The sequence below is a fragment of the Bacillus paramycoides genome, from assembly GCF_038971285.1.
Lineage (GTDB): Bacteria > Bacillota > Bacilli > Bacillales > Bacillaceae_G > Bacillus_A.
Genome location: NZ_CP152427.1, coordinates 3,867,441 through 3,882,178, shown reverse-complemented (window position 1 = coordinate 3,882,178; position 14,738 = coordinate 3,867,441). Strand labels below are relative to the sequence as shown.

General features: G+C 34.7%; 22 protein-coding genes. 15 read left to right on the top strand and 7 right to left on the bottom strand.

Annotation, left to right across the window (positions count from 1 at the left end; genetic code table 11):
* Positions 1–191: 191 nt before the first annotated feature.
* Entirely contained in the window at positions 192–419 is a 228-nt protein-coding gene (locus AAG068_RS19905; protein WP_342715573.1) for a hypothetical protein, read from the top strand.
* A gap of 1 nt (position 420) precedes the next feature.
* Here AAG068_RS19905 and AAG068_RS19900 read toward each other — a convergent pair whose 3' ends face one another.
* Positions 421–813: a DUF1885 family protein gene (locus tag AAG068_RS19900; protein WP_342715572.1), complete on the bottom strand. Its 393-nt coding sequence runs from the start codon at positions 811–813 to the stop codon at positions 421–423.
* A gap of 127 nt (positions 814–940) precedes the next feature.
* On the opposite strand from AAG068_RS19900, the gene AAG068_RS19895 reads away from it, so the two are divergent.
* The 4 genes from AAG068_RS19895 (at position 941) to AAG068_RS19880 (ending at position 1,924) form a co-directional block, all read left to right on the top strand.
* Entirely contained in the window at positions 941–1,237 is a 297-nt protein-coding gene (locus tag AAG068_RS19895; RefSeq protein ID WP_342719792.1) for a DUF3055 domain-containing protein, read from the top strand.
* Positions 1,238–1,433: 196 nt separating this feature from the next.
* On the top strand, positions 1,434–1,562 hold the full coding sequence (locus tag AAG068_RS19890; protein WP_000536778.1) for a GapA-binding peptide SR1P: 129 nt from the start codon (positions 1,434–1,436) through the stop codon (positions 1,560–1,562).
* Between the two features lie 59 nt (positions 1,563–1,621).
* Complete coding sequence (locus AAG068_RS19885) at positions 1,622–1,750, top strand: GapA-binding peptide SR1P (RefSeq protein WP_342715570.1); 129 nt, start codon at positions 1,622–1,624, stop codon at positions 1,748–1,750.
* 45 nt (positions 1,751–1,795) lie between these two features.
* On the top strand, positions 1,796–1,924 hold the full coding sequence (locus AAG068_RS19880) for a GapA-binding peptide SR1P (RefSeq protein ID WP_342715569.1): 129 nt from the start codon (positions 1,796–1,798) through the stop codon (positions 1,922–1,924).
* Positions 1,925–1,958: 34 nt separating this feature from the next.
* On the opposite strand, the gene AAG068_RS19875 is transcribed toward AAG068_RS19880, so the two are convergent.
* Positions 1,959–2,789, bottom strand: coding sequence for a protein-glutamine gamma-glutamyltransferase (locus tag AAG068_RS19875; RefSeq protein WP_342715568.1), 831 nt, complete (start codon positions 2,787–2,789; stop codon positions 1,959–1,961).
* Between the two features lie 75 nt (positions 2,790–2,864).
* Positions 2,865–4,337: an arginine decarboxylase gene (gene speA / locus AAG068_RS19870; RefSeq protein WP_342715567.1), complete on the bottom strand. Its 1,473-nt coding sequence runs from the start codon at positions 4,335–4,337 to the stop codon at positions 2,865–2,867.
* A 378-nt stretch (positions 4,338–4,715) separates the two neighbouring features.
* Here speA and AAG068_RS19865 point away from each other — a divergent pair, with 378 nt between their 5' ends.
* Positions 4,716–4,985: a UPF0223 family protein gene (locus tag AAG068_RS19865; protein WP_000456541.1), complete on the top strand. Its 270-nt coding sequence runs from the start codon at positions 4,716–4,718 to the stop codon at positions 4,983–4,985.
* A gap of 80 nt (positions 4,986–5,065) precedes the next feature.
* On the opposite strand, the gene AAG068_RS19860 is transcribed toward AAG068_RS19865, so the two are convergent.
* The gene (locus AAG068_RS19860; protein ID WP_342715566.1) at positions 5,066–5,692 is read right to left on the bottom strand and encodes a YktB family protein; all 627 of its coding nucleotides are present in this window, start codon (positions 5,690–5,692) and stop codon (positions 5,066–5,068) included.
* Positions 5,693–5,898: 206 nt separating this feature from the next.
* Here AAG068_RS19860 and AAG068_RS19855 point away from each other — a divergent pair, with 206 nt between their 5' ends.
* A complete protein-coding gene (locus tag AAG068_RS19855; protein WP_001250168.1) occupies positions 5,899–6,087 on the top strand; it encodes a hypothetical protein in 189 nt (62 codons plus the stop codon).
* Between the two features lie 88 nt (positions 6,088–6,175).
* Positions 6,176–6,967, top strand: a complete 792-nt coding sequence (locus AAG068_RS19850; RefSeq protein ID WP_342715565.1) for an inositol monophosphatase family protein — start codon at positions 6,176–6,178, stop codon at positions 6,965–6,967.
* Positions 6,968–7,011: 44 nt separating this feature from the next.
* Here AAG068_RS19850 and AAG068_RS19845 read toward each other — a convergent pair whose 3' ends face one another.
* Positions 7,012–7,191 (bottom strand): DUF5325 family protein, encoded by a 180-nt coding sequence (locus tag AAG068_RS19845; protein ID WP_000400127.1) that lies wholly within the window; start codon positions 7,189–7,191, stop codon positions 7,012–7,014.
* A gap of 140 nt (positions 7,192–7,331) precedes the next feature.
* Between AAG068_RS19845 and typA the strand changes: the two genes are divergently transcribed.
* From typA to AAG068_RS19830, 3 genes are all read left to right on the top strand, one after another.
* Positions 7,332–9,176: a translational GTPase TypA gene (typA, locus tag AAG068_RS19840; protein ID WP_000914761.1), complete on the top strand. Its 1,845-nt coding sequence runs from the start codon at positions 7,332–7,334 to the stop codon at positions 9,174–9,176.
* Positions 9,177–9,334: 158 nt separating this feature from the next.
* On the top strand, positions 9,335–9,637 hold the full coding sequence (locus tag AAG068_RS19835) for a YlaH-like family protein (RefSeq protein ID WP_342715564.1): 303 nt from the start codon (positions 9,335–9,337) through the stop codon (positions 9,635–9,637).
* Between the two features lie 15 nt (positions 9,638–9,652).
* The gene (locus tag AAG068_RS19830; protein ID WP_098667494.1) at positions 9,653–9,928 is read left to right on the top strand and encodes a hypothetical protein; all 276 of its coding nucleotides are present in this window, start codon (positions 9,653–9,655) and stop codon (positions 9,926–9,928) included.
* A 35-nt stretch (positions 9,929–9,963) separates the two neighbouring features.
* Here the strand turns inward: AAG068_RS19830 and AAG068_RS19825 are convergent, their stop codons facing one another.
* On the bottom strand, positions 9,964–10,164 hold the full coding sequence (locus AAG068_RS19825; protein WP_033701671.1) for a YlaI family protein: 201 nt from the start codon (positions 10,162–10,164) through the stop codon (positions 9,964–9,966).
* 145 nt (positions 10,165–10,309) lie between these two features.
* Here AAG068_RS19825 and AAG068_RS19820 point away from each other — a divergent pair, with 145 nt between their 5' ends.
* Positions 10,310–10,765 (top strand): pyridoxamine 5'-phosphate oxidase family protein, encoded by a 456-nt coding sequence (locus tag AAG068_RS19820; protein ID WP_342715563.1) that lies wholly within the window; start codon positions 10,310–10,312, stop codon positions 10,763–10,765.
* A gap of 246 nt (positions 10,766–11,011) precedes the next feature.
* Positions 11,012–12,340: a PhoH family protein gene (locus AAG068_RS19815; protein ID WP_088054015.1), complete on the top strand. Its 1,329-nt coding sequence runs from the start codon at positions 11,012–11,014 to the stop codon at positions 12,338–12,340.
* A gap of 47 nt (positions 12,341–12,387) precedes the next feature.
* Here the strand turns inward: AAG068_RS19815 and AAG068_RS19810 are convergent, their stop codons facing one another.
* Positions 12,388–12,885: a peptidyl-prolyl cis-trans isomerase gene (locus tag AAG068_RS19810; protein ID WP_342715562.1), complete on the bottom strand. Its 498-nt coding sequence runs from the start codon at positions 12,883–12,885 to the stop codon at positions 12,388–12,390.
* A 150-nt stretch (positions 12,886–13,035) separates the two neighbouring features.
* Between AAG068_RS19810 and AAG068_RS19805 the strand changes: the two genes are divergently transcribed.
* Both AAG068_RS19805 and ftsW read left to right on the top strand, forming a co-directional pair.
* Positions 13,036–13,323, top strand: a complete 288-nt coding sequence (locus tag AAG068_RS19805; RefSeq protein WP_000135695.1) for a YlaN family protein — start codon at positions 13,036–13,038, stop codon at positions 13,321–13,323.
* 125 nt (positions 13,324–13,448) lie between these two features.
* Entirely contained in the window at positions 13,449–14,630 is a 1,182-nt protein-coding gene (gene ftsW / locus AAG068_RS19800; RefSeq protein WP_342715561.1) for a putative lipid II flippase FtsW, read from the top strand.
* Positions 14,631–14,738: the final 108 nt, after the last annotated feature.

Sequence of the window (14,738 nt, the reverse complement as noted above, 5' to 3'; positions counted from 1 at the left end):
TTTTTTATTTTAATAAAAATGGCTTGCAAGGTCTTTATATGTACTTGTCGAATGAATATATAATACTTTATTTGGATTGTTAGAACATATATTAATCCAAAAGCCATATATATGCTTTCGTATAATATGTAATTGATTCAAACTTAATCCCATATAGTAATAAAATAGAGCATGTCAAAGGAGAAGGTTCCATGAAAATATTACATGTTATATTTTATCATATTTTATTATGGAGTGGTTTTTCCGTTGTATTATCATTGTCAAATGGTGATAAGTTGCATTATAAAGTAATTCTATTTTTTGTATTTCTTTATTTAGCATATGTGATCGCATATTTTGTATTGCAAATTAGAAAGCAGGCATTATTCCTTACGTGTTCAAATTGCATACTTTTCTTAATCATATTTTCTATTTTTTAGATTAACGTTTATAGAAATACATTGTTCTTCCATTAAATAATTGTAACTCTCCTTCTAACTTCTTCGCTAGAAAACGGCAAAATTCATTTGCTTTTCCTTTATCACCAAATGTTGCATTAGGTGGTAACGAGATCTGAATGAAAGATTGTTCTTTTTCTATACCGACGCCAACATAAATGGAGCCATATCGATCGTGAGTAGATTGTAGTTTTAATGTTGTTGCTGATGTATCTAAAATTTCATAAGGAAAAGCGGTATTTGTATAAGCGTAATTAATTTGAACACCAGTTTTGGAAGTAACTGTTTGATAATTATGAAAAAGTTGTTTTATATCATCTATTGAAACAGATTGTTGATTGGATTTAGGTACAAGCGTAATAAAGGCATGTTGCATATAAGTTCCCCCTAACTTAGTAGAATACTTTCATTCTACATCCTACTGAATTTTTTGACAATTAAAAGGAGTATTCCTTTTTTTGTTTAATATACTAATGAAAGGTGATGGAGAAAGGTGGAAACCGATGTTTGAAAAATTGTATGATGAGCATGAAAGTGTGAAGGTACGATTTTTGGGATTTATGACACATGATACTCGTTATGATTTTGGTGTTATTTATACAAATATGTTTTTTGGGAAGCCACTCATTGTTTGTATGCAAACAGGAAGATCTACTTTACTTGGACGAGATGATGTAGAGAATGTTCAATATTTGCAGGAAATTTTTAAATTAGGATCAGAAGACGAAGCAGCGGAGTTAGCTCAGTTTTTCTCATTTCTAGTTCCCTCTACATCTTTGCATGCTGAATATGAAGAATAAATAATGTAAAACAGTCGTACGTATAAATATGGCTGTTTTTTTATTTGAATATCGTATACTAATTTAAATTAAAAATAATTAATGTGTTATACTAAAAACCTATTGACGTAAAAAGTATAGCATATTAAAATAAAGACAGAAAGTTAAGCGGTTACAAAAAAGTTTTTGGGATTATAAACTTAGGGGGAAATGAAAAATGGGAACAATCGTATGTCAAGATTGTGAAGGTACAATTGCACACTTCGAAGATGAGAAAGTAACGGTACTTTACGGGAAATGTGGATCTTGCGGATGTGATCACACAGAGCATACAAAAGCCCAATAATTGATAGGAAATGGACAGCTAAAAGTTTTTAGGACCATAAACTTAGGGGGAAATGAAAAATGGGAACAATCGTATGCCAAGTATGTGAAGGAACAATCGGTCATTTTGAAGATGAAAAGACGACAGTGCTTTACGGGAAATGTGGTGCAAATTGTGACTGTGCGAATAAAGATAAGGCGAAAGCTTAATTATAAATAAGTAGATTATTATTAAAACTCAGGGGGAAATGAAAAATGGGAACAATCGTATGCCAAGTATGTGAAGGAACAATCGGACATTTTGAAGATGAAAAATCAACAGTACTATACGGAAAATGTGGATCTCATTGCGACTGTAACCATAAAGAATATACAAAAGCTTAAATAAGAAAAAGCGCCTACATATGTAGGCGCTTTTTTAATAAATTGTAGTTGTATGGCCAACTGTTGCAACGATTGCATCATCTCTAATCGGAATAAATCCTATGGATGTCTGTGGGGCTTTAGAAGAAGCGTAGTGGCTCATGAGACGGCTATCAATACGGGTAATAGTATCGGTCAAGAAAGCCGAAATGAAAGCGTAAGGAACTCGTCGTTCATTTAACGCGTATATAATTTCTTCTTTTGTTTTTACACCTACGCCATGTCCGTAAAAAAAGAAATTCCCTAAATAGATTGTATTTTCTCCTTGCCACTCGATTGTAGCTGGATTCACTTGTGGATTTTTAAAATAAACAAGATCACCTGGGACAAGATCGCCACCCGTTTTTGTTATGAGTTTTAAATCTTGATCGTAGTCCCACGTATAAAGTAAAAGGTTTGCAAAGAGACGGTTGAAAGTTTCTTCTTTATACAACGATAGTAAAGCTTTGTAAAAAATAATAATCATCGCAGTGGCACATTCAGTTCCATATAGTTTTCCGTTTTTGAAAATATCTTGTATGGCAATGGAAGGGGGTATGTTTGGAAGAAGTTCAAATCCTCCAAGTGACGTTCTTTTCCAATACTGAGGGTTACAAAAGGATTGTTGAAATGTTCGAAACTGAAATCCACTTTGAAAAAGTTCTAATGCGGATGTAATAATATTTACACGCAAGTTTAGATCGAAGCTGAGTTCATCTGATGTTCGGAAGGAATAGATTTCTTGATTTCCTGCCATTATAGATAAAATTTGCTGTTTCTCAGCTGCAAATGGCTCATATTCATTTGTGATATAAGGATGCACAATAGAACGGCCTATTACAATCATAATAGTATCCCCACCTATACGTTACATTACATCATATCGTATGAGAAAAGGGAAAAAGGGTGAAAGAAAAGCCTATCAACTGATAGGCTTGTACTCTTTAATCACACGTAATGTTTGCAATGTCATATCTTCAGGACCTTGTACAGGTAAACCCGCTTCTAAGTTTTTACGAATATACTCTAAGTTATCTTGTGTAATAATTTCCCCCGGAGTAAAGATTGGAATCCCTGGTGGATAAACCATAACGAAATCAGCTATAATACGACCGGCTGCCTTTTCAAATGGGATGACTTCTGTTTCCGAATAAAAAGCATCTCGAGGAGAAAGTGCTAGCACTGGTATTTCTGGAATTTCTACTTGTATTTGAACACCTTTATCAGCTGTATTTCTAAATGTTGCTGATAAATCTTGTAATGCTGTAATAAGTGTATTCGTCTCACTTTCTGTATCTCCGAAAGTGACAAGACATAGTATGTTGTATAAATCTGAGAGTTCTACTTCAATGTTATATTGCTCTCTAAGCCATACTTCAGCCTGATGACCTGTAATACCTAAATCTTTTACAGATACAATTATCTTTGTAGGATCATAGTTAAAAGTAGCATCCGTGCCTAGCATTTCTTTCCCAGGACAGTAAAGATGCTCAATATCATTTATAGCATCACGAACTTGTTCTGCTAATTGAATTGTTTGTTCTATGAGTGCAGTTCCTTCTGTAGCAAGACGTTTTCTAGCAACATCAAGAGATGCTAATAAGATGTAAGAAGTTGATGTAGTCGTAAGCATGCTGATAATAGATTGAACATGTTTTACGTTCACCAGGCCTTCTTTCACATTAAGAATAGAACTTTGCGTTAAAGATCCTCCTAATTTGTGAACGCTTGTTGCGGCCATATCTGCTCCAGCTTGCATCGCTGACATCGGCAATTCATCGTGAAAATGAATATGAACACCATGAGCTTCATCAACGAGTACAGGGATATCATAAGAATGTGCTAATTGTACAATCTGTTCTAAGTCCGCAGCAAATCCAAAGTATGTTGGGTTAATAACAAGTAAGCCTTTCGCATCTGAGTGCTCTTCAAGAGCCTTTTTGACAGATTGAATTGTAATTCCATGTGAAATACCGAGTTTTGGATCGATCTCAGGATGCATAAAAATCGGTTTTGCACCTGAGAAGATAATCGCTGACATTACTGATTTATGCACGTTTCGTGGTACTAGGATTTTGTCACCAGGACCGCAAACGCTCATCACCATTGTCATAATTGCACCACTTGTGCCTTGAATGGAAAAAAAGGTATGGTCTGCACCGAATGCAGCGGCTGCTAAATCTTGTGCTTCTTTAATCATACCTTTTGGATGATGTAAATCATCGAGCGGCGCAATATTAATTAAATCAATTGCTAATGCATTATGCCCAATAAATTCGCGAAATGTAGGATCCATGCCCTGTCCTTTTTTATGACCAGGAATATGGAATTGGATTGGATTTCGCTTACTGTGCTCAACTAAAGCGGTAAACAATGGTGTTTCGTATTGGGACAATCTATACACTCCTTCTTCTTCGTAATATTTAGTAATATTTGGTATTATTTGTTTTATATAGTCCTGTACTAAAAAAGCTAAGTCCTTTTTTAGTACGAGGCTTGTTTTTCTGCCAATCACAAAAGCGTTTTTGAGATGGTAGGTTCACTTTATTTTCTATAAAACAAAAGCATTATATCACCAATAATTATAGATGTATAGAAAAAAATATTATTACAGTGCGTATGTTAAATAGTTATTCCCAATTAACTTATAAGAGGAAGATAATTCCGTCATAAGGAATAAATAGTGTATAATGCAAAGTGGCTATAGTGAAGATGAAAAAGCCTCTTTAAGATAGCATATTAAAATAAGAAGAAATGGTAAATGAGGTGCAAAATGGAATATCAATATCCGTTAGATTATGATTGGTCAAATGAGGAAATGGTTGCAATTGTGAAGTTTTATGAAGCGATTGAGAAAGCATATGAAAAAGGCATTATAAGAGAAGAATTAATGGGATTATATCGTCGTTTTAAAGAGATTGTTCCATCGAAAGCAGAAGAAAAGAAAATTGATAAAGAATTTCAAGAAGTAAGTGGGTATTCTATATACCGTGCGATTCAAAGGGCTAAAGAAACCGAAGAACAAAAGCTTGTGAAAATGTAAAAAAATTTTGAAAAATAAAAACTGAAGTGATATAATGTGATAACAACTAAAAACGGACAATTTAAATTGTCCGTTTTCTACTATCGATTACAAAGTGCATATAAAGGAAGGAGTGATTGCATCGTAGATTCAATCTTAGCAAGGAATTGTTCGTTGGTCATTGCTGAAAACTCCTCTGGTGATATATGAATACCAACTAATAATTCTGCTTTTTTCACAGTAGCTAGACGTTCAATCATCTTTTGTAAGTCTTCTGTTTCAAGTGTTTTATGTAATTTTACACTTGGTTTAGTATGGTCAATGGACCAAACGAAGTCATTTGGAATATTTGTTTTTAAATCATTTAAATGTTCTAAGAAGGCGTGAGCCGTCTCCACTTTTTGTGGACACTCATAGATTAAACCAAAGTATACGAAGGCATGAGTACCCCATAATCCAATTTGGAAATGTGGTAGCATTTTATATCCGCGTTTATTTGTTGAAAAAGCAACCCAAGTATCGTTTGGTGGATTGACTTTACGACGTGCATGTTTTGCTACATGGTAAAAAAAGTTCTCATCAGTTTGTTTGGATAAATACGTAGCAAACTGTTCCCCTAAAGCTTCTAGCTTAGGATGAATGTTCGTTTTAATTGCACTCATTCGTTCTTCGAGACCATCAACTGTAAAGACCTCAAAATCAGTTGATTTGAATGTTTGTAGTGTCATGATTGTTCCTCCAACTCCTATTTTGCTTTTATTTTAGCATAGCTTGTACTATTCATAAAAAAAACAGCACAAAAAAAATTAAATAAAAAAATATAATTTTGTTGCATAGATGATTTATCCAACATAGTATAGTATAAAACAAAAAATCAGAAAATTGAGTCAATTATAGTCCGAGGGCAGACGAATATTGGGAGGAGGCAAATAATATGAGACAGGTGATTAATGCGTTAAAGAGAACAGATGCTGAAAAGAGAATTCCGGTGCTACGTTTGGAGCTAGATTATGAATTAGCGACTTTATATGATGCGATGATGGAAAATGATAAACAGAAAAAAGAAGAGTGTGTACAAAAGTTAGAAGTGTTAAGACTTGAAATGATTCGTTTAGAAGCGTAATAATAGTATATGTATAAAAAATTAGTTGGTGCGAACCTTATAAAGGGTTCGTTTTTTCTGTGAACAGTATAGATCGGAGTGTTTAAACATGCAAGAAGTATGGAAAGACATCGATGCACACGCCAAACAGTGGATTCGGGATGCGGGGGAGCGTTTAATGGCATCAATGAAAAAGGCACTTATTATAGAAACAAAATCAAATGCAGCTGACTTAGTAACAAATATGGACCGAGAAATAGAACAGTTTTTAATTGGGAAAATTAAAGAAACATTTCCACATCATAATATTTTAGGGGAAGAGGGTTATGGAGATGAGGTAACTTCTTCTGACGGGATTGTTTGGTTAATTGATCCAATTGACGGCACGATGAACTTTGTCCATCAAAAAAGAAATTTTGCTATTTCAATTGGAATTTATGAGAACGGTATCGGAAAGATTGGACTTATTTATGATCCAGTTCATGATGAATTATATCATGCATTAAAAGGTGCTGGAGCTTTTTGTAATGAAGTGCCAATACCTTTATTACAAAAAGGGACTGTAGAGCAAGGTATTGTAGCTTTAAATGCGATATGGCTTACCGACAATCCATTGCTTAATATGGAAAGTATGATGGCACTTGTTAAGAAAGCAAGGGGCACGAGATCATATGGCTGTGCAGCGTTAGAGATGGTATACGTTGCAACAGGGAGAATAGATGCATATGTAACGCCGAGATTATCACCATGGGATTTTGGCGGGGGACAGATAATTGTAGAGGAAGTTGGAGGCAAGGTGACAACCTTCTCTGGAGCCACGCTTTCTATTGTAGAGAAGAGTAGCGTGTTAGTTGCAAAACCAGGGGTGTATGAAGAAGTGTTATCGTTTATATCGGAGTAACAAAAAAAGTAAGAGGCTGTATATAAGCTTCTTACTTTTTAGCGTTATTGTGATTTGCGCATTTTTCTTTTTGTTACAAAACCGTATCCAACTGTAACAAATGTGCCGATAATGCAAATAATAATACCGATGGGACTATTTTCAGCAATCATAATGCCGATACCAATTAAGAAAATAACACCGATAATTGCGGTTAATAAAAAGCGATATTGAATGTGTTCCATTTCTTCACCCTCCAATCTCATTTTACTTTCACAAAAGTAAGAATACAACTATATTTTCATTCTTGATTTTATTTTAATTGCTATTGTATCCCCTTCGCTCTTATAATAGAGAAGGATTAAAAAGACATTAGGAGTTGGACATGTTGAAAAAACGACAAGATTTACGTAATATAGCAATTATTGCCCACGTTGACCATGGTAAAACAACACTTGTTGACCAGTTATTACGTCAAGCGGGGACTTTCCGTGCGAACGAACACGTTGAAGAACGTGCAATGGATTCAAATGATCTAGAAAGAGAACGCGGTATTACAATTTTAGCGAAAAATACAGCGATTCACTATGAAGATAAAAGAATTAACATTTTAGATACACCTGGTCACGCTGACTTCGGTGGAGAAGTAGAACGTATCATGAAAATGGTTGATGGTGTTTTACTTGTTGTTGATGCATATGAAGGTTGTATGCCACAAACACGATTTGTTTTAAAGAAAGCTCTTGAGCAAAACTTGACTCCAATCGTAGTTGTAAACAAAATTGACCGTGACTTCGCTCGTCCGGATGAAGTAGTTGATGAAGTAATCGATTTATTCATCGAACTTGGTGCAAACGAAGATCAATTAGAGTTCCCAGTTGTATTTGCATCAGCAATGAACGGAACAGCAAGCTTAGATTCAAACCCAGCAAATCAAGAAGAGAATATGAAATCATTATTTGATACAATTATCGAACATATTCCAGCGCCAATCGATAACAGCGAAGAGCCACTTCAATTCCAAGTAGCACTTCTTGATTACAATGACTATGTTGGACGTATTGGGGTTGGCCGTGTATTCCGCGGTACAATGAAAGTAGGACAACAAGTTGCTTTAATGAAAGTTGACGGAAGTGTAAAACAATTCCGTGTAACAAAATTATTTGGTTACATTGGGTTAAAACGTCAAGAAATTGAAGAAGCAAAAGCTGGTGACTTAGTAGCCGTTTCAGGTATGGAAGACATCAACGTTGGTGAAACAGTATGTCCAGTTGAGCATGAAGATGCGTTACCATTATTACGTATTGATGAGCCGACACTACAAATGACGTTCCTTGTAAATAACAGTCCATTTGCAGGTCGTGAAGGTAAATACATTACATCTCGTAAAATTGAAGAGCGTCTTCGTTCACAATTAGAAACAGATGTAAGTTTACGTGTAGATAATACAGAGTCTCCTGATGCATGGATCGTATCTGGACGTGGGGAACTACATTTATCTATCTTAATTGAAAACATGCGTCGTGAAGGTTATGAACTACAAGTATCTAAGCCAGAAGTAATTATTAAAGAAGTTGATGGCGTAAGATGTGAGCCTGTAGAGCGTGTACAAATCGATGTACCTGAAGAATATACTGGTTCAATCATGGAATCTATGGGTGCACGTAAAGGTGAAATGTTAGATATGGTGAATAACGGAAACGGTCAAGTTCGCCTTACTTTCATGGTTCCAGCACGTGGTTTAATTGGTTACACAACAGAATTCTTAACATTAACTCGTGGTTACGGTATTTTAAACCATACATTCGATTGCTACCAACCAGTACACGCTGGACAAGTTGGTGGACGTCGCCAAGGTGTTCTAGTTTCACTTGAAACAGGAAAAGCATCACAATACGGTATTATGCAAGTTGAAGACCGTGGTGTAATCTTCGTTGAACCAGGTACAGAAGTATATGCTGGTATGATTGTTGGAGAACATACTCGTGAGAATGACTTAACAGTTAACGTTGTAAAAATGAAACAACAAACTAACATTCGTTCTGCAACGAAAGATCAAACTTCAACAATGAAAAAACCACGCTTAATGACTTTAGAAGAGTCATTAGAGTACTTAAACGATGACGAGTTCTGTGAAGTAACTCCAGAATCAATTCGTCTACGTAAAAAGATTCTTGATAAGAGCGAGCGCGAAAGAGCTGCTAAGAAAAAGAAATCTGTAGAAGCGTAAAATAGTAGAACAGCTACCTTTAATTAAGGTAGCTGTTTTTTTATGTTTATTTTTTAGAATATTTACTCTTTTTTGTGGACAGTATTTTTTTCACAGGTTACTCTTGTATTAAGTACATGAAGAAAAATTGTTTGATTTATGAGGAAGGGGGATAAATGGTGTTAGAAAGAATGTCGTTTTTTGCGAAATTATGTAAAGTTGATGAAAATCCAGAACTAGGGATGTGGTTACTGTATGGCATCATTATAATATTAAGTGCAATTGTGTATAATTTAGGTTTTGCAAGAAAGCTATCCATAATAAAAAATATAGTGATATATATATCGTTAGTGATTGGATGTACAGTTTTAACTTTCTTTGCAGTTTTTTTACCTGTTGGAGAGGGACTTGTTGTAGCGGCAATTGTGCTTGGGATTTATAGATTGCGATTACATCAAGCAAGACAACAAAAAGCAGGGTGAGGGAGGCGAAGTTTTATGCGTTCAGTGCAAGATGCATTATATAATTGGTTAACAATTAAAACAGTTGCCGAAGCACGTCCAGATGATAATGCAGCAAAAGAAACATATTTACTATTTCAAAATATGATATATGAAGAGCACAAATTAAAGAATGTGGAAGTTGAAAAGAACGAAGAAATGTATTTGATTTCATATGAAATGAATGGGGAACGAAAATCTGCACGGTTTCCATTAGAAGCTATTGATTGTTTCTTGGATCAAATGAATCGTGAACCTGAAAAATATAAATAAGTCCTTATCTATATGATTAAGGACTTATTTACATTTTACCAATCGTCTTCGACTTTTTTATCACGATATAGTCGGAAGTTACCACTTGCATGACGTTCCAGCGTACGTTCTGCAATTCGTTCTGAACATTCCATGCACATATATGTATGAATAGGGCGATTACGCAGTTTTTTTGCCATAGGATTTTCATCATCTAACATATCTTTTTTATCACAAATCATACATTTGACTCTCATTTCGTCACCTCAATACGAATTCTATCAGTATAAGTATATCATGGAAGTGTAATGTTTTTGAATAATAGCGGGAAAAAATAATATTTTCGCAATTCGAAAAATAAGTTATGATAAGGATATATTAAGTATATTTGGAGGTGGAAATATGGCGAATGTAGTAGAGCCTACATTAACAAATGATTTAGTACAAACGTTACGTAAAGAGTGTATTGTCATGGTAGCAACAACAGATTTTGAAAAACAAGTTCCCAACGTAAGTGCTATTTCTTGGGTGTATGCGGTGAGTAAAACTAGTATTCGATTTGCAGTAGATCAACGTTCTCGTATTGTGGAAAATATACGGCATAGTACTGGGGTGGTATTGACTATAATGGCGAATGAATCCGTATTTTCCATAAGTGGTGCAGGCGAAATTTTGACTGATAGAATGGAAGGCATTCCTCTAAAATTAACTGTAATAGAAGTAAATGTACAAGAAGTACGTGATGTGATGTTTTATGGTGCAAAACTTGCAACTGAGCCAACATATGAAAAAACATATGATCTTCGGGCAGCAAAAAAGCTCGATAATCAAGTATTGGTAGGAATGAAAGAATTATAAATGCGATCAATAAGAAAGTTAGTTATTAACTTTTGTAATCAGTTATTGTGATTTTATGTTAATAATTATAATTAAAAGTAATATATTGAATAGAAATGAATAAAAAATAAATAAAAGGTTTAATGGCGATATATTTCGATTCTACCTCGTTTATACGGTACATATAATTATAACAATGGTTCGTCCATATTTTATGGATGAAACCCTTGTTCTACAAATTTAAAAGTGGAGTCAGGGGGTAACAGGTTGGATAAAATTTATGTGTTAGATACGAATGTACTTTTGCAGGATCCTTTATCTATTTTTTCATTTGAAACCAATGAAGTAGTGATTCCAGCAGTTGTATTAGAAGAGGTTGATTCGAAAAAACGTTACATGGATGAAGTAGGAAGAAACGCTCGTTATGTATCTAAGTTAATAGACAAATTTCGAGAAATAGGAAAGCTGCATGAAAGTATTCCGCTAGAAAACGGCGGTACATTTCGTATTGAATTAAACCATCGTTCATTTGTCCAACTACAAGATATTTTTATAGAAAAGACAAATGATAATCGAATTTTAGCTGTAGCAAAAAATCTATCTTTAGAAGAACAAGAAAAAGAGGATGGGAAATCTGTTATTTTAGTAAGTAAAGACGTGCTCGTGAGGGTAAAGGCAGATGCAATTGGTTTGAAGGCGGAAGATTATTTAAGCGATCGCGTAATTGAAGTAGAAAATATATATTCAGGATTTTTAGAAGGGTATATATCAAAAGAGCAATTGGATTATTTTTATGAAAAAGGTGAATTGCCTTTATCCGAAATTGCAAATCATCCTTTTTATCCAAATCAGTTTGTAGTAATGAAAGATGCATTAGGGGGATCTAGTTCAGCACTTGGCATTGTGGATCACTTAGGTAAGAAGGTAAAGAAACTTATTTTTCACAATGAACAAGTATGGGGGATACGACCACGAAATGTGCAGCAAATTATGGGATTAGAATTGTTGCTTCGTGAAGATATTCCACTAGTAACATTAACGGGGAAAGCTGGTACAGGAAAAACATTACTAGCTTTAGCTTCGGGACTCATGCAAACGGAAGATTTAGGACTATATAAAAAATTACTCGTTGCAAGACCAATTGTTCCCGTCGGAAAAGATATCGGTTATTTACCAGGAGAAAAAGAAGAAAAGTTAAGACCGTGGATGCAACCGATTTTTGATAACTTAGAGTATTTATTTAATACGAAAAAGCCAGGAGAGCTAGATGCGATTTTAGCTGGAATGGGTTCGATTGAAGTAGAAGCTCTTACGTATATACGCGGAAGAAGTATTCCAGATCAGTTCATTATAATTGACGAAGCACAAAATTTAACGAAGCATGAAGTGAAAACGATACTAACAAGGGTAGGAGAGAAAAGTAAAATCGTATTAATGGGAGATCCTCAGCAAATTGATCATCCGTATTTGGATGAGTATAATAACGGTTTAACATATGTGGTAGAGAAATTTAAAGAGCAACGTATTAGTGGTCATGTGAAATTTGTTAAAGGAGAGCGATCTAATTTAGCTCAACTGGCAGCAGATTTATTATAAAAAGGAGTGAGCCTTGGCTCACTCCTTTTTTCTTTCAAATATACACATTAAATAATGGTAAATTTACGAATGTTACGGATTGGATTTTGTCTATTAGATCCATCATTGTAATATAGATGAACAGGTCCATCTTCTTTTAATGGTTTCCCTTCTTTCGAAAAACCAAGAATAGCATTTTTGACGGTTTCTAATGGAAGCGTAAATGTATGATCCACTGTTTCGACCTCGACTTGCGTAGCGTCATCTGAAATTTCAGCGTTAGCAAGAAAAGGATGAAATGGCATACCGAACGTTCCAGTAACTAGCTGTTCTTTTTTATATTTCTTTACACTTTGTTGTATCGGCGGGAAAGCAGCACCATCACGGATTTCGCGATCCCAATGCTCTGAAGTGTTTTTTAAATAAGCTTCTAGTTCTGATATGTTTTCTCTCGTTTCATCAAAGTAAGTTGTCAAATCTACTTTTCGATCATCAAAGATCCAAACCGTTGGATCGATAGTGATTGGAAACCGAACTTTTCCATTAATAAATAAAATTTCGCTCATTGTTGTTCCCCCATTTGTGTTATACTCCCACTTTTCAGTATAATAGTATTAGACACTATTGTCACAAAAAATGTTTCTATTGCAATTTATTAAAACTATCGCTAATATTAATAGATAGGAGAGAGTAGGACGGAAACGGAGGGAATCAATTTGGCGTCTGAGACAGTATCAAATCATCAGGAAAAGGCACTAGCCCTTCTACAAGCGGATGCGGAGAAGATTTTAAGACTTATTAAGGTGCAAATGGACCATCTTACAATGCCGCAATGTCCATTATATGAAGAAGTGTTAGACACACAAATGTTTGGACTATCCCGCGAGGTCGACTTTGCAGTTCGCCTTGGTCTTATTGCAGAAGAACAAGGGAAAGCAATGTTAGGAGAGCTTGAACGTGAGTTATCTGCACTTCATGAAGCATTTACAAACAAACAACAATAACGGGTTCAAATAAGGGGGCTCAAACTGAAAAAGTTTGGGCTTTTTATTTGTATAATAAAGCAGGAAGAATCAATGTACATATGGAATACAACAATAATTAAATTGAAACAGAGAGAGGAAATGAAATGAAAAGAGTATGGAAATCAATGGATTATTCATTATTACTTCCTCTTGTTATCTTATGTGTGTTGGGAGTTATAATGGTATATAGTTCTAGTTCCATTGTCGCGATTTCGTCGAAATATAACTGGCCAGCAGATTACTTTTTTAAAAAACAATTAGTTGCTCTTGCTATTGGAACGGTAATACTTGTGATTGTCGTTATAATCCCTTACAAATTGTGGAGGAAAAAAATAGTTCTTACAGCGATGGGGTTAGGGAGTATTGGATTACTAACAGCAGCTCTCCTTTTCGGTAAGGTAATCAATGGTGCAAGAGGATGGATACTAGGTATACAACCAGCTGAATTTGTAAAAATAGCAATTATTATTACGCTAGCAAGTTTTTTTGCTAAGAAACAAGAGAGGCAAACCCCTTTTTTCCAAGGGATAATACCTCCCCTATTTGTTGTCGGTGGATCGATGGTATTAATTTTATTACAAAATGACTTAGGGACTGACATATTAATAGGTGGAACAGTGTTAATTATGTTCTTCTGTTCAGGAGTTAATGTTAACTTGTGGATAAAAAGATTTTTATTAACATCTGTCGTGTGGATTCCGGCGTTGTATTTTATTGGGGACTATAAATTAAGTAAATACCAAAAAGCGCGATTTTCAGTTTTTCTTGATCCATTTAGTGATCCTCAAAATGATGGATTCCAATTAGTTAATTCGTTTATTGGAATTGCCTCAGGTGGGTTAAATGGTAGAGGACTAGGAAATAGTATACAAAAGTATGGCTACTTACCAGAGCCGCAAACGGATTTTATTATGGCGATTATATCTGAAGAACTAGGTTTTATAGGTGTAGCTATCATTTTAATCTGTTTACTACTTATTATCATTCGCTCGTTTAGAGTGGCGCAAAAATGTAAAGACCCATTTGGAAGTTTACTTGCAATCGGAATTGCAAGTTTAATTGGAATACAAACATTTGTTAATGTTGGTGGTATGTCTGGATTAATACCGCTTACAGGGGTACCTTTACCGTTTATTAGTTATGGTGGTAGTTCTCTATTAGCAAATCTAATTGCGATGGGTATATTATTAAATGTTGCTAGTCATGTAAAACGACAAGAAAAACAGCAAAATGAGGAAATGAAAGAAAGAGAACAAGATGGACCACGTCTTGTTGTTGTGAAATAAAAACACATTGTGCTTTAGAGCGCGATGTGTTTTTATTTTTTAGAAACATTAAATATGATGTATTAATTGGTATTTATAATAAAAAATATATCACATTAAATCTAATGT

Bases quoted from the DNA above. Each gene is read 5' to 3' on its own strand.
- AAG068_RS19905 (WP_342715573.1), top strand. From the start codon at position 192: ATGAAAATATTACATGTTATATTTTATCATATTTTATTATGGAGTGGT.
- AAG068_RS19900 (WP_342715572.1), bottom strand. From the start codon at position 813: ATGCAACATGCCTTTATTACGCTTGTACCTAAATCCAATCAACAATCT.
- AAG068_RS19895 (WP_342719792.1), top strand. From the start codon at position 941: ATGTTTGAAAAATTGTATGATGAGCATGAAAGTGTGAAGGTACGATTT.
- AAG068_RS19890 (WP_000536778.1), top strand. From the start codon at position 1,434: ATGGGAACAATCGTATGTCAAGATTGTGAAGGTACAATTGCACACTTC.
- AAG068_RS19885 (WP_342715570.1), top strand. From the start codon at position 1,622: ATGGGAACAATCGTATGCCAAGTATGTGAAGGAACAATCGGTCATTTT.
- AAG068_RS19880 (WP_342715569.1), top strand. From the start codon at position 1,796: ATGGGAACAATCGTATGCCAAGTATGTGAAGGAACAATCGGACATTTT.
- AAG068_RS19875 (WP_342715568.1), bottom strand. From the start codon at position 2,789: ATGATTGTAATAGGCCGTTCTATTGTGCATCCTTATATCACAAATGAA.
- AAG068_RS19865 (WP_000456541.1), top strand. From the start codon at position 4,716: ATGGAATATCAATATCCGTTAGATTATGATTGGTCAAATGAGGAAATG.
- AAG068_RS19860 (WP_342715566.1), bottom strand. From the start codon at position 5,692: ATGACACTACAAACATTCAAATCAACTGATTTTGAGGTCTTTACAGTT.
- AAG068_RS19855 (WP_001250168.1), top strand. From the start codon at position 5,899: ATGAGACAGGTGATTAATGCGTTAAAGAGAACAGATGCTGAAAAGAGA.
- AAG068_RS19850 (WP_342715565.1), top strand. From the start codon at position 6,176: ATGCAAGAAGTATGGAAAGACATCGATGCACACGCCAAACAGTGGATT.
- AAG068_RS19845 (WP_000400127.1), bottom strand. From the start codon at position 7,191: ATGGAACACATTCAATATCGCTTTTTATTAACCGCAATTATCGGTGTT.
- typA (WP_000914761.1), top strand. From the start codon at position 7,332: ATGTTGAAAAAACGACAAGATTTACGTAATATAGCAATTATTGCCCAC.
- AAG068_RS19830 (WP_098667494.1), top strand. From the start codon at position 9,653: ATGCGTTCAGTGCAAGATGCATTATATAATTGGTTAACAATTAAAACA.
- AAG068_RS19825 (WP_033701671.1), bottom strand. From the start codon at position 10,164: ATGAGAGTCAAATGTATGATTTGTGATAAAAAAGATATGTTAGATGAT.
- AAG068_RS19820 (WP_342715563.1), top strand. From the start codon at position 10,310: ATGGCGAATGTAGTAGAGCCTACATTAACAAATGATTTAGTACAAACG.
- AAG068_RS19810 (WP_342715562.1), bottom strand. From the start codon at position 12,885: ATGAGCGAAATTTTATTTATTAATGGAAAAGTTCGGTTTCCAATCACT.
- ftsW (WP_342715561.1), top strand. From the start codon at position 13,449: ATGAAAAGAGTATGGAAATCAATGGATTATTCATTATTACTTCCTCTT.